A 12085-nucleotide genomic window follows, 5' to 3' on the forward strand; every position below is an offset into this window, starting at 1 on the left:
CCCTGCTGCGCACCGCAGCGTTTTTTGACTGGCAATTTGTATATGAAACCGATCCAAGTAGGCCTTCTGGGCATTGGCACCGTGGGTAGCGGCACTTTCAACGTGTTGCAGCGCAATCAGGGCGAGATTCGCCGCCGCGCAGGTCGCGGGATTGAAATTACCATGGTGGCCGACTTGGACACAGAGCGCGCCAAGAGCGTGGTCGGTGACGCTATCCGCGTGGTCGGCGACGCGCGCGAAGTCATTGCCAATCCCGACATCGACGTCGTGGTCGAGCTGATCGGCGGCTACGGCATCGCCAAGCAGCTGGTGCTCGAAGCGATTGCCGCGGGCAAGCATGTGGTCACGGCCAACAAGGCGCTGCTGGCGGTGCACGGCACGGAAATCTTCCAGGCCGCGGCCGACAAGGGCGTGATGGTGGCCTATGAAGCCGCGGTCGCGGGTGGCATTCCCATCATCAAGGCGCTGCGCGAAGGCCTGACCGCCAACTCCATCCAGTGGCTGGCCGGCATCATCAACGGCACGACCAACTTCATCCTGTCCGAAATGCGCGACAAGGGCCTGGACTTCGACGTGGTGCTCAAGGAAGCCCAGCGCCTGGGTTACGCCGAAGCCGACCCGACCTTCGACATCGAAGGCGTGGACGCCGCCCACAAGGTCACGCTGATGAGCGCGATCGCGTTCGGCATTCCCGTGCAGTTCGAGAAGGCCTACATCGAAGGCATCACGGGCCTGGCCGCGGCCGACATCCGCTACGCCGAACAACTCGGCTACCGCATCAAGCTGCTGGGCATCACCAAGCGCACCGACAAGGGCATCGAACTGCGCGTCCACCCCTCGCTGGTGCCGTCCAAGCGCCTGATCGCGAACGTCGAAGGCGCGATGAACGCCGTCGTGGTGCATGGCGACGCCGTCGGCACCACGCTGTACTACGGCAAGGGCGCGGGCTCCGAGCCCACGGCCAGCGCCGTGATCGCCGACCTGGTCGACATCGCGCGCCTGGCCGATGCCGACGCCGCGCACCGCGTGCCGCCGCTGGCCTTCCAGTCGAACACGCTCGAAGGCGCGATGAGCAGCCTGCCCGTGCTGCCGATGAGCGAAGTCGTGACCAGCTACTACCTGCGCCTGCGCGTGTCCGACGAAGCCGGCGTGCTGGCCAAGGTCACGGGCATCCTGGCCGGCGCCGGCATCAGCATCGATGCCGTGCTGCAGCGCGAAGCCGACGAAATCGGCGGCGAGGGCTCGACCCAGACCGACCTGATCATTCTCACGCACGATACGCGCGAAGGCGACATGGACGCCGCCCTGGTGCAGATCCAGGCGCTGCCCACCGTGCTGGCTCCTATCAACCGCATCCGCAAGGAAGAGCTGAACTGAAAGCCCCGCCATGCTGTACCTTTCCACCCGTGGTCATTCCGAACGCAAGCGTTTTTGCGACATCCTGCTTGAAGGCCTGGCGCCCGACGGCGGCCTCTATCTGCCCGAGAGCTATCCGCAGATCGACGACGCCCAGCTGAGCGAGCTGCGCCGCGTCTACCACGAGCAAGGCTATGCCGAGCTCGCCTTCCGCATCCTGTCGCTGTACATCGACGACATTCCGGCCGACGACCTGCGCGCGCTGTGCGCCAAGACCTATACGGCCGAAGTCTTCGGCACCGGCGAGATCGTTCCGCTGCGCCATGTCGAGGACGGCCTGTGGCTCGAAGCCCTGTCCAACGGCCCGACGCTGGCCTTCAAGGACATGGCGATGCAGCTGCTGGGCAACCTGTTCGAATACGAACTCGCGCGCCGCGGCGAAACGCTCAACATCCTGGGCGCGACCAGCGGCGACACCGGCAGCGCGGCCGAGTACGCGATGCGCGGCAAGAAGGGTGTGCGCGTCTTCATGACCAGCCCGCACGGCCGCATGAGCCCGTTCCAGCAGGCGCAGATGTTCAGCCTGCAGGACGAGAACATCCACAACATCGCCATCGACGGCGTGTTCGACGACTGCCAGGACATCGTCAAGGCGGTCTCCAACGACCACGCGTTCAAGGCGCGCTACAAGATCGGCACGGTCAACTCGATCAACTGGGCGCGGCTGCTGGCCCAGGTGGTGTACTACTTCGCGGGCTACCTGCAGGCCACCGAGAGCAACGACCAGAAGGTCAGCTTCTGCGTGCCCAGCGGCAACTTCGGCAATGTCTGCGCGGGCCATGTGGCGCGCCAGATGGGCCTGCCCATCGAGAAGCTCGTGGTCGCGACCAACGAGAACGACGTGCTCGACGAGTTCTTCCGCACGGGCATCTACCGCGTGCGCGGCAGCGCCAATACGTACGAGACATCGAGCCCGTCGATGGACATCAGCAAGGCCAGCAATTTCGAGCGCTTCGTGTTCGACCTGCTGGGCCGCGACGGCGAGCGCACGCGCCAGCTGTTCAATGAAGGCGTGGCACGCGACGGCTTCTTCGATCTGAGCGCCGATCCGCTGTTCGCCGAAGCGGCCGGCCGCTACGGCTTCGTCAGCGGCAAGAGCACGCATGCCGACCGCCTGGCGACGATCCGCGATGTCGCCGAGCGCTTCGGCATGGTGATCGACACCCACACCGCCGACGGCGTCAAGGTGGCGCGCGACCAGCACTCCACGGTGCCGATGATCGTGCTCGAGACCGCTTTGCCGATCAAGTTTGCCGAGACCATCCAGGAAGCGCTGGGCCGCCTGCCCGACCGTCCGGCGAAGTTCGTCGGCATCGAAGACCTGCCCAAGCGCGTGCAGCGCATGCCGGCCGACGTCGAGCAGGTCAAGGCCTATATCGTCGCGCATTGCGACTGAACGCCTCTCCTGATGGCGATGCGCAAGAAGGGCCGGCCATGAAAGTGGTCGGCTTTGCCGGTTATTCCGGCGCGGGCAAGACCACGCTGGTGGAGCAGGTCATAGCGCGCCTGCGCGCGCGCGCACTGCGCGTGTCGGTGGTCAAGCATGCCCACCACCGCTTCGACATCGACCAGCCGGGCAAGGACAGCTGGCGCCATCGCCAGGCCGGGGCGTTCGAGGTGCTCGTGGTCTCGGACCAGCGCCTGGCGCTGATGCGCGAGTTCGAAGCGCCCGCCGCGCTCGATATCCACGCCATGCTTGCCGAGCTCGATGCCGGAGTCGACTGGGTGCTGGTCGAAGGCTTCAAGCATGGCGACCTGCCCAAGATCGAGGTCTGGCGCGCGCCGGCCGCGGGCGAACCCGAGCGGCCGCTGCGCTGCACCGAGGACGCCGGCGTGCTCGCGCTGGCGACCGACGATCCCGCACAGCTGCCGGTCACGCTGCCAGCGCGGCTGACCCTGCTGGATCTGAACCGGCCCGAAGCGGTGGCCGACTGGCTGATTGCCGCAGGCGCGCGCTTCGAATACCGTTCCCTGAATGAAAGCTGATATGCGCGATTCCCTGACTTCCCTTGATTCCGCGCTGGCCGCCGTGCTGGCACAGGCGCGCACGCTGGATGGCAGCGAGCAGGTCAGCACCTTCGATGCCGACGGCCGCGTGCTGCTGGCGCAGGCGGTGTCGCCGCTGCAGGTGCCGCCGCACGACAACAGCGCGATGGACGGCTATGCGCTGCGCAGCGCCGATGTGGCGGCTGCCGGCACGCTGCTGCCGGTGTCGCAGCGCATTGCCGCGGGCCAGATGGGCCAGGCGCTCGCACCCGCGTCCGCGGCGCGCATCTTCACCGGCGCGCCGCTGCCCGCAGGCGCGGATGCGGTGGTGATGCAGGAAGACTGCGAAGTACAGGCCGACGGCAGCGTGCGCGTCAACGCCCAGCCCCGCGCCGGCCAATGGGTGCGGCGCGCGGGCGACGACATCGTGCGCGGCGCCGTCGTGCTGGAAGCGGGCACGCGGCTCACGCCGGCCGAGCTGGGCCTGGCGGCCAGCATCGGGCTGGCGCAGCTGGAGGTCGCGCGCCGCCCGCGCGTGGCGCTGTTTTCCACGGGCGACGAACTGGTGATGCCCGGCAGCGTGCGCCCCGAAGCCATGCCGCCGGGCGCGATCTACAACAGCAATCGCTTCTTTCTGCGCGCGATGCTGCAGCGCCTGGGCTGCGAAGTCACCGACCTGGGCATTGTTCCCGACCAGCGCGAAGCAACCGTCAACGCGCTGCGCGACGCGGCCAGCGCGCATGACCTGATTCTGACCAGCGGCGGCGTGTCGGTGGGCGAGGAAGACCATATCAAGCCTGCGGTCGAGCAACTCGGCGAGCTGGGGCTGTGGAAGATTGCGATCAAGCCCGGCAAGCCGTTTGCCTATGGCCGCCTGGGCCCGCAGAACGCCACGCATTTCATGGGCTTGCCGGGCAATCCGGTGTCGAGCTTCGTGACTTTCCTGCTGCTGGTGCGGCCCTTTGTGCTGCGCCTGCAGGGCGTGGCCGATGTCGCGCCGCGCAGCATTGCGGCGCGCGCCGATTTCGACTGGCCGCGCGGCGACCGCCGGCGCGAGTTCCTGCGTGTGCGCTACAACGAAGCCGGCGGCCTGGAGCTGTTCCGCAACCAGACCTCCAACCTGCTGACGTCGGCGGCCTGGGGCGACGGCGTGGTCGACAACCCGCCCGAGAATGCAATTGCGCGCGGCGATACGGTGCGCTTCCTGTCCTTTGCGGAGCTGATGGCATGACAACCCCGATCACGGTCACCGTGCGCTACTTCGCCTCGATACGCGAGGCGCTGGGCAGCAGCGAAAGCTGCTCCACGAGCGCCGCGACGCTGGGCGCGCTGCGCGATGAACTGATTGCGCGCGGCGGCGCCAGCGCCCAGGTGCTGGCGCGCGACAAGGCGGTGCGCATGGCGCACAACCAGGTGCTGAGCGACGAGTCCGCACCCTTGGCTGCGGGCGATGAAGTCGCGTTCTTTCCCCCCGTGACCGGAGGCTGAGAATGGCCAAGGAAACTTCCGCGCCGCTGTCCGTCAGCGAGCGTACGCGCGCCGCGCTGGCCGAGGCCAAGGCGCGCGGCGTGGTGCTGGGCAGCGCCGGCACGCGCAATCTGCAGGCCACGCTGGAAAAACGCACGGCCTCGGCCGATGAATTCGCGCGCCTGCAGCAGCCGGTGTTTGCCGAGTTCCAGGCGCGCGGCCTGACGCACCGCGAAATGGCGGCCGAACTCAACCGCCGCGGCATTGCTGCCGCGCGCGGCGGCGAATGGACGCATGGGCAGGTGCAGCGGATGTTGAACAGGCTGGCATCCCAGACCTGAGGGCAGGCCGTTCAGGCCTGCGCCGCCGCGCCGCCTTCCGGCGCGCTCAGCGCCGGGCATTTCCATTCCAGCAGCTCTGCCAGCCGTTGCACCACCCAGCCGGCTTCGGCGGCGCTCAGCAGGCTTTCGTCGGCGCGCAGCGCGGCATGCATGCCCAGCAGCACGCCGGCTTCGGACGGCGCTTCGCGGTGATAGAGGATCTGCGCCTGTTCCACCAGATGGCTGGCCAGGTCTTCGCAGAATTCATAGCGCGCCAGCACTTCGGCCAGCGCAGTGCGCACCCGGCCGCTGCGGTCGGCGTAGAGCGCCGCAAAGCTGGGCGCGACGGTCAGTTGGTTGCCTTCGGACATGGCTCAATCGGGCGTGAAGTTTTTTTCGAAGTGGATGGCGTCATCGACCTGCTCGAAGGTCGCGAGCTGCCCCATCTTCATGTCCTTGAGCCGGCAGGCGGCAAACAAACTGTACTTGCCCTTGAAGCCGTAGCTCGGCAGATCGATCAGTTCGTAGGGGTAGGGCACGAAGACTTCGAACTCGAAGACCACGCGGTGTTCATTGCGCGGCGACGGGAAAAGCTTGTAGTGGCTGGTGGTGATTGCGAGAGAGGCCATGGTCTGAAGGTTACAGTGCGGGTCAATGCTAACGAAAATGGCATTGCCGTTTTGACTATGAGAGGGCGCCATGGCGCACAACAAGAATGAATGGGCCAACAAAGTGTTTGGCCTGATACGCGCCGGCAATGCTGGCGCAGCTTCCGCACAGATCAAGGTGGCGCCCACCGTGGGCGATCTCCAGCGTCTGCAGGCCCTGGTGGTCGGCTTGCCGAACACCAAGGAGAACCGCCAACTGGCCACCGTGGTGGAAGAGGAACTGGCGCTATTGTCGGCCCCGCGGCTGCACCGTGCGCCATGAAGGATATGGCGGTTGACGTGCCTGCGGTGCATATCGCCGTGCAGCCGCAGGATTTCGACGCCAGCGCCGAGCTGGCGGCGCTGCGTGCGCAGGATGCGCGCGTGGGCGCGGTCTGCTGCTTTGTAGGCTGCGTGCGCGACCGCAACGACGGCGACGCCGTCGCGTCGATGGAGCTCGAACACTATCCGGGCATGACCGAGGCGTCGATCGCGGCCATCGTCGACCAGGCGATCGCGCGCTTCGGCATTTTCGGCGCGCGTGTGATCCACCGCGTGGGTCTGCTGCAGCCGCTGGACCAGATCGTGCTCGTGGCCGTGAGCGCGGCCCACCGCGGCGCGTCGTTCCAGGCCTGCGAGTTCATCATGGACTATCTCAAGACCCAGGCGCCGTTCTGGAAAAAGGAGCAGACGCCCCAGGGCGCGCGCTGGGTCGACGCGCGCAGCGCCGACGATGCCGCGCTCGCGCGCTGGAACCGCGACGCGGTTTGAGTGCTGGCGCGGCAGGGTGTTCGGGCCCTTGTCTGTCAACCGTACGCGTCTTTTCTGGGTTGAAATAGTGGGATTGCGCCCCACCTGTGGAGCAATTCGGAGGTATTTCACCCATGCGTATAGATAAACTGACGACAAAATTCCAAGAAGCCCTGTCTGAAGCCCAGACGCTTGCGCTGGGCCACGACCATTCCAACATTGATCCCCTGCACCTGCTGCTGGCCTTGCTGCAGCAGGACGACGGCCCGCGCTCGCTGCTGCAGCGTGCCGGCGCCAATGTGAGCGCGCTGCAGGCCGCGATGCAAAAAGCCGTCGACGACCTGCCCAAGGTGCAGGTCCAGGACCAGGTGCAGGTCGGCTCCGACCTGGGCCGGCTACTGCAGGCGACCGAAAAGGAAGCGCTCAAGCGCGGTGACCAGTTCATCGCCAGCGAACTGTTCCTGCTCGCGCTCAGCGACAGCCCGACGCGTGCCGGCCAACTGCTCAAGCAGCACGGTCTGTCGCGCAAGAGCCTCGAGTCGGCAATTGAAGCCGTGCGCGGCGGCAACAGCGTGGACAACGCCGAAGCCGAAGGCCAGCGCGAAGCCCTGAAGAAATACACGTTCGACCTGACCGAGCGCGCGCGCAGCGGCAAGCTCGATCCGGTGATAGGCCGCGACGAGGAAATCCGCCGCGCCATCCAGGTGCTGCAGCGCCGCACCAAGAACAACCCCGTGCTGATCGGCGAGCCCGGCGTGGGCAAGACCGCCATCGTCGAAGGCCTGGCCCAGCGCATCCTGGCCGGCGAAGTGCCTGAAAGCCTCAAGAACAAGCGCGTGCTGTCGCTCGACATGGCAGGCCTGCTCGCGGGCGCGAAGTACCGCGGTGATTTCGAGGAACGCCTCAAGGCCGTGCTCAAGGAGCTGGGCCAGGAAGAAGGCCGGGTCATCCTGTTCATCGATGAAATCCACACCATGGTCGGCGCCGGCAAGGCCGATGGCGCCATGGATGCGGGCAACATGCTCAAGCCCGCGCTGGCGCGCGGCGAGCTGCACTGCATTGGCGCGACCACGCTCGATGAATACCGCAAGTACATCGAGAAGGACGCGGCGCTCGAGCGGCGCTTCCAGAAAGTGCTGGTCAACGAGCCCAGCGTCGAGGACACGATCGCCATCCTGCGCGGACTGCAGGTCAAGTATGAAGCCCACCATGGCGTGGATATCACCGACCCGGCGATTGTCGCCGCGGCCGAGCTGAGCCATCGCTACATCACCGACCGCTTCCTGCCCGACAAGGCCATCGACCTGATCGACGAGGCCGCGGCCAAGATCAAGATCGAGATCGATTCCAAGCCCGAAGTGCTTGACCGGCTCGACCGGCGCATGATCCAGCTCAAGATCGAGCGCGAGGCGATGAAGAAGGAAAAGGACGAGGCCTCGCAAAAGCGCCTGTCGCTGATCGAGGAGGAGCTGGCCAACCTGGAGCGCGAATACGCCGATCTGGAAGACATCTGGAAAAGCGAGAAGGCCAGCGCCCAGGGATCGGAGCAGATCCGCAAGGACGTCGACCAGATACGCATCCAGATCGAGGAATTCAAGCGCAAGGGCGACTTCAACAAGGTCGCCGAGCTGCAATACGGCAAGCTGCCGGCGCTCGAGCAGCAACTCAAGGAAGCCCAGGAGCATGAAGACGGCGTGGGCGCCGGCGGCGCGCCCGCGCACCGGCTGCTGCGCACCCAGGTGGGCGCCGAGGAAATCGCCGAAGTCGTGAGCCGCGCCACGGGCATTCCCGTGGCCAAGATGATGCAGGGCGAGAAAGACAAGCTGCTGAAGATGGAAGACAAGCTGCACGAGCGCGTGGTCGGCCAGGACGAGGCCATTGCCGCGGTTGCAAATGCGATCCGGCGCTCGCGTTCGGGCCTGTCCGATCCCAACCGTCCCACCGGTTCGTTCCTGTTCCTGGGCCCCACGGGCGTGGGCAAGACCGAGCTGTGCAAGGCGCTCGCGGGCTTCCTGTTCGACAGCGAGGACCATCTGATCCGCGTCGACATGAGCGAATTCATGGAGAAGCACTCGGTCGCGCGGCTGATAGGCGCGCCGCCAGGCTATGTGGGCTACGAGGAAGGCGGCTACCTGACGGAAGCCGTGCGCCGCAAGCCTTACAGCGTGCTGCTGCTCGATGAGGTCGAGAAGGCCCATCCCGACGTGTTCAACGTGCTGCTGCAGGTGCTCGACGATGGCCGCCTCACGGACGGCCAGGGACGCACCGTGGATTTCAAGAACACGGTGATCGTGATGACCAGCAATATCGGATCTTCGCTGATACAGGCCATGGTCGGCGAGGATGCAAGCGACATCAAGGATGCGGTGTGGGGGGAACTAAAAAACCATTTCCGACCCGAATTCCTTAACCGCATCGACGAAACTGTGGTCTTCCATGCGCTGGATGCGAAAAATATCGCGTCGATTGCACGGATACAGCTGCAACTGCTCGAGAAGCGTCTGGCGAAAATGGACCTCACCCTCGAGGTCTCGCCCCAGGCCGTGGACGAGCTGGCCAAGGTCGGTTTCGATCCGGTGTTCGGTGCGCGCCCGCTCAAGAGGGCAATACAGCAGCGCATCGAGAACCCGCTGTCGCGCTTGCTGCTCGAAGGGCGTTTCCCGCCCAAGAGCGTGATCGCGGTGCAGGTCGATCCGGTGCTCGAGCCGGGCGTGTTCCAATTTACATTGGCTGAACCGGAGTAAACCTCCTGGTCGGCGAGAAAGGGCCCTCACTTTGAATGACTTCATGACTCTGGTGGTCCGCTGGTCGGTGCGCATTTTCCTGCTCATCGCCGCGACTGTGTTCTTCCTCAGCCTGTTGGCTGCGGCCAGCTTGCTGGCGCTGGTATGGGGCGCGCGTGCGCTCTGGGCCAAGCTCACCGGTCGGCCGGTCACGCCATGGGTCATGGGTGTCAATCCGGGTGCGGCCTGGAGCACCGTCTACCGTTCGCGCACCGTATGGACCGGCGCGGGCGCCGCGGCGCCCGCGCCGGAAAGTGCGGCGGACAGTCTGCGCCATCGCGGTGGAATCCTGCGCGGCAACGAGGAAATCGTTGACGTGCAGCCGCGTGAGATCCGTGAACATTGAGTAGCCCGCAAGGTTCGTGCGGGTCGCTTTCCACAGCCCCTGAGCCGGCGTCGCCCCACGGGGGTGCCTGGCGCAAGGGTCCCGCGGGGGCGCAGTCGCCCGGCGGGTGTTTACCATTTGATGAGTCTGAATGAATCCTGCCGATCTCCATCGTTTGTTCGAGGCCCAGCATCAGGCCAGTCGTGCCCAGGTCGAAGTACCTTTGCTGGTGCGGCGCGAGCGCCTGCTGCGCATTCGCAAGATGCTCGACGAAAATGGGGCGGTACTCGCTGCCGCGGTGCAGGCCGATTTCGGCATGCGTTCGCCACGGCTGACCGAGGTGGCCGATTTCTTCGTGCTGCGCAATCTGCTCAATCAATGCCTGCGCAAGCTCTCGCGCTGGATGCGGCCGCAGCGCGTGCGCACGCCTTTGTATCTGCTGCCGGCGCGCGCGCGCATCGAGCGCCAGCCGCTGGGCGTGGTCGGTGTGATCTCGCCCTGGAACTATCCCGTGCAGCTCGCGCTCGCGCCCGCGATCACGGCGCTGGCCGCGGGCAACCGCGTGATGCTCAAGCCCAGCGAGCTCACGCCCCACACGTCGGCCCAGCTCGCGGCGCTGGTCGAGCAGTTCTTTTCGCCGGACGAGTTCTGCGTGGTGCAGGGTGATGCGAGCATCGCGACCCAGTTCTCGGGCCTGCCGTTCGATCATCTGGTGTTCACCGGCTCCACGGCCGTGGGCCGGCGCGTGGCCCAGGCCGCGGCCGTGCACCTGACGCCCACCACGCTGGAGCTGGGCGGCAAGTCGCCCTGCCTGATCGCGCAGGATTGCGACCTCGAAGATGCCGCGCTGAAGATCGCGCACGGCAAGCTGCTCAACGCGGGCCAGACCTGCATCGCCCCCGACTATGTGCTGCTGCCGCGCGGGCGCGAACAGGCGTTTGCCCAGGCCTACCGAGCGGCCGTGGCGCGGCTGTATCCGACCATCGTCGGCAATCCCGATTACGCTTCCATCCTGACCAAGCGCCATCTCGCGCGGCTGCGCCAGATGCTGCGCCAGGCGCAGACCCTGGGCGCGCGCATCGACGTGATGGGCCCGGCCCATTCCCAGCCCGGCGAGGCCGCGGCGAGCCTGTGGAGCGATGCGGCCGAGCGGCAGATGCCGCCCGCGCTGGTGTTTGGCGCGACCTCGGAAATGCAGTTGATGCAGGAAGAAATCTTCGGTCCCATCCTGCCGGTGATCACTTACGAGCGCCTCGACGACGTGGTGACGGCGCTCAATGCCGGGCCCCGGCCCTTGGCTCTATACTGGTTCGGCAGCGATGAAAATGTGCGGGACGGTATACTCCGGCAAACTGTCAGCGGCGGGGTGACGGTCAACGACACCCTGATGCATATAGCGCACGACAACCTGCCGTTTGGCGGGGTTGGCGACAGCGGCTGGGGGGCGTACCACGGAGAGCAAGGCTTTCTGCGGTTCAGCCACCAGAAGTCGGTGTTGCTGCAGTCGCGCTGGTCCATGGGAGCGTTGTTCTATCCTCCCTACGGGCCTAGGCTTGACCGGGTGATGGGGCTGCTCCGGCGCTGGTTATAGCGCCTGTACAGCCTGCGTCAGCCGCAGGATTTCAGGCCCGAGCAAGGCATTTTTGTCACCATCCATCGAACGTTGAAGCCTGTCCGGGTTGGCCAGGCCGACGCCGGTGTTTGCCTGTTTTGCAGGCGTTATCACATCGGCTTTTGCAGGGCAAGGCGATCAAGACAGCCGTACTCGCGTGAATGGCTACACATTCGCGCAAGCCGGCAAAAAAACGTTTGCGGCGACAATTGCCGCTTTTCCCATTTTCACCTGTTTTCGTTTCGGTATTTCCATGTCCAGTTTCCAGGTTCGTCCCGCCACGCTTCGCGATGCCAAGGCCATTGCACAGATCCATACCGCTTCCGCTACGGAGGCATACCGAGGGCTGGTTCCTGACGATCAGTTGAAATCCATGTCGTCGGTTGAAAAGCGCCAGGCGTACTGGCGTGAAGCCATTGAATATTGTGAGCCCCAGGTCCAGGTCGCCATCGATGGCGACAAGATCGTGGGCTTTGTCGGCTTCGATCGCTCGCGCGATGAGAAGTCCCGTCCTACCACCGGCGAGATCTGGGCCATTTACGCGGCTCCCTCGCATTGGGGCCAGGGCGTGGGTGTGACCCTCTGGGACGCAGCCCGCGACGGCCTGGCCGAAGAAGGCTGCACCAATGTCACCGCCTGGGTGCCGCTGCGCAATGAACGCGCTCTGCGCTTCCATGAGATGGCCGGTTTCAAGCGCGAAATGTCGACCGCCAAGACTGCTGTCATTGGCGGCATCAAAATTGAAGAAGTGCGCCTCAAGCGCCCATTGAACTGAAAGC

The 12085-nt window shown here is 65.6% G+C and carries 14 protein-coding genes; 12 read left to right on the top strand and 2 right to left on the bottom strand.

Annotation, left to right across the window (positions count from 1 at the left end; all coding sequences use genetic code 11):
• Positions 1 to 42: 42 nt before the first annotated feature.
• From ACSVDO_RS05050 to ACSVDO_RS05075, 6 genes are read left to right on the top strand one after another with little or no spacing between them, the layout of a single operon-like run.
• Positions 43 to 1377, top strand: a complete 1335-nt coding sequence (locus ACSVDO_RS05050) for a homoserine dehydrogenase (protein ID WP_489595194.1) — start codon at positions 43 to 45, stop codon at positions 1375 to 1377.
• A 10-nt stretch (positions 1378 to 1387) separates the two neighbouring features.
• Positions 1388 to 2812: a threonine synthase gene (thrC, locus tag ACSVDO_RS05055; RefSeq protein WP_489595196.1), complete on the top strand. Its 1425-nt coding sequence runs from the start codon at positions 1388 to 1390 to the stop codon at positions 2810 to 2812.
• Between the two features lie 38 nt (positions 2813 to 2850).
• A complete protein-coding gene (gene mobB / locus ACSVDO_RS05060) occupies positions 2851 to 3402 on the top strand; it encodes a molybdopterin-guanine dinucleotide biosynthesis protein B (protein WP_332548553.1) in 552 nt (183 codons plus the stop codon).
• A gap of 1 nt (position 3403) precedes the next feature.
• Positions 3404 to 4633: a molybdopterin molybdotransferase MoeA gene (locus tag ACSVDO_RS05065; protein ID WP_489595198.1), complete on the top strand. Its 1230-nt coding sequence runs from the start codon at positions 3404 to 3406 to the stop codon at positions 4631 to 4633.
• The gene (gene moaD, locus ACSVDO_RS05070; RefSeq protein WP_332548550.1) at positions 4630 to 4890 is read left to right on the top strand and encodes a molybdopterin converting factor subunit 1; all 261 of its coding nucleotides are present in this window, start codon (positions 4630 to 4632) and stop codon (positions 4888 to 4890) included. Before ACSVDO_RS05065 ends, moaD begins: the two co-directional genes overlap by 4 nt.
• Before the next feature lie 2 nt (positions 4891 to 4892).
• Entirely contained in the window at positions 4893 to 5210 is a 318-nt protein-coding gene (locus ACSVDO_RS05075) for a recombinase family protein (RefSeq protein ID WP_489595201.1), read from the top strand.
• 11 nt (positions 5211 to 5221) lie between these two features.
• Here the strand turns inward: ACSVDO_RS05075 and ACSVDO_RS05080 are convergent, their stop codons facing one another.
• Entirely contained in the window at positions 5222 to 5560 is a 339-nt protein-coding gene (locus ACSVDO_RS05080) for a hypothetical protein (protein ID WP_332537301.1), read from the bottom strand.
• A 3-nt stretch (positions 5561 to 5563) separates the two neighbouring features.
• Positions 5564 to 5818: a hypothetical protein gene (locus ACSVDO_RS05085; RefSeq protein WP_332537302.1), complete on the bottom strand. Its 255-nt coding sequence runs from the start codon at positions 5816 to 5818 to the stop codon at positions 5564 to 5566.
• Between the two features lie 70 nt (positions 5819 to 5888).
• Between ACSVDO_RS05085 and ACSVDO_RS05090 the strand changes: the two genes are divergently transcribed.
• From ACSVDO_RS05090 to ACSVDO_RS05115, 6 genes are all read left to right on the top strand, one after another.
• Positions 5889 to 6119, top strand: a complete 231-nt coding sequence (locus ACSVDO_RS05090) for a hypothetical protein (RefSeq protein WP_332537303.1) — start codon at positions 5889 to 5891, stop codon at positions 6117 to 6119.
• Entirely contained in the window at positions 6116 to 6607 is a 492-nt protein-coding gene (locus ACSVDO_RS05095) for a molybdenum cofactor biosynthesis protein MoaE (protein ID WP_489595204.1), read from the top strand. The genes ACSVDO_RS05090 and ACSVDO_RS05095 overlap by 4 nt, the downstream gene beginning before the upstream one ends.
• Positions 6608 to 6720: 113 nt before the next feature.
• The gene (gene clpB, locus ACSVDO_RS05100; RefSeq protein ID WP_489595205.1) at positions 6721 to 9330 is read left to right on the top strand and encodes an ATP-dependent chaperone ClpB; all 2610 of its coding nucleotides are present in this window, start codon (positions 6721 to 6723) and stop codon (positions 9328 to 9330) included.
• A gap of 31 nt (positions 9331 to 9361) precedes the next feature.
• Positions 9362 to 9715, top strand: a complete 354-nt coding sequence (locus ACSVDO_RS05105; RefSeq protein WP_489595207.1) for a hypothetical protein — start codon at positions 9362 to 9364, stop codon at positions 9713 to 9715.
• Positions 9716 to 9845: 130 nt separating this feature from the next.
• Positions 9846 to 11285 carry a coniferyl aldehyde dehydrogenase gene (locus ACSVDO_RS05110; RefSeq protein ID WP_489595209.1) on the top strand — a complete coding sequence of 480 codons (1440 nt, stop codon included), beginning with the start codon at positions 9846 to 9848 and terminating at the stop codon, positions 11283 to 11285.
• 274 nt (positions 11286 to 11559) lie between these two features.
• The gene (locus tag ACSVDO_RS05115; RefSeq protein ID WP_159914499.1) at positions 11560 to 12081 is read left to right on the top strand and encodes a GNAT family N-acetyltransferase; all 522 of its coding nucleotides are present in this window, start codon (positions 11560 to 11562) and stop codon (positions 12079 to 12081) included.
• The last annotated feature ends 4 nt before the right edge of the window (positions 12082 to 12085 follow it).

This window comes from Comamonas sp. DB36 (assembly GCF_057914905.1).

Excerpts from the sequence above, each read along its gene's own strand:
- ACSVDO_RS05050 (WP_489595194.1), top strand. The coding sequence starts at position 43 with ATGAAACCGATCCAAGTAGGCCTTCTGGGCATTGGCACCGTGGGTAGC.
- thrC (WP_489595196.1), top strand. The coding sequence starts at position 1,388 with ATGCTGTACCTTTCCACCCGTGGTCATTCCGAACGCAAGCGTTTTTGC.
- mobB (WP_332548553.1), top strand. The coding sequence starts at position 2,851 with ATGAAAGTGGTCGGCTTTGCCGGTTATTCCGGCGCGGGCAAGACCACG.
- ACSVDO_RS05065 (WP_489595198.1), top strand. The coding sequence starts at position 3,404 with ATGCGCGATTCCCTGACTTCCCTTGATTCCGCGCTGGCCGCCGTGCTG.
- moaD (WP_332548550.1), top strand. The coding sequence starts at position 4,630 with ATGACAACCCCGATCACGGTCACCGTGCGCTACTTCGCCTCGATACGC.
- ACSVDO_RS05075 (WP_489595201.1), top strand. The coding sequence starts at position 4,893 with ATGGCCAAGGAAACTTCCGCGCCGCTGTCCGTCAGCGAGCGTACGCGC.
- ACSVDO_RS05080 (WP_332537301.1), bottom strand. The coding sequence starts at position 5,560 with ATGTCCGAAGGCAACCAACTGACCGTCGCGCCCAGCTTTGCGGCGCTC.
- ACSVDO_RS05085 (WP_332537302.1), bottom strand. The coding sequence starts at position 5,818 with ATGGCCTCTCTCGCAATCACCACCAGCCACTACAAGCTTTTCCCGTCG.
- ACSVDO_RS05090 (WP_332537303.1), top strand. The coding sequence starts at position 5,889 with ATGGCGCACAACAAGAATGAATGGGCCAACAAAGTGTTTGGCCTGATA.
- ACSVDO_RS05095 (WP_489595204.1), top strand. The coding sequence starts at position 6,116 with ATGAAGGATATGGCGGTTGACGTGCCTGCGGTGCATATCGCCGTGCAG.
- clpB (WP_489595205.1), top strand. The coding sequence starts at position 6,721 with ATGCGTATAGATAAACTGACGACAAAATTCCAAGAAGCCCTGTCTGAA.
- ACSVDO_RS05110 (WP_489595209.1), top strand. The coding sequence starts at position 9,846 with ATGAATCCTGCCGATCTCCATCGTTTGTTCGAGGCCCAGCATCAGGCC.
- ACSVDO_RS05115 (WP_159914499.1), top strand. The coding sequence starts at position 11,560 with ATGTCCAGTTTCCAGGTTCGTCCCGCCACGCTTCGCGATGCCAAGGCC.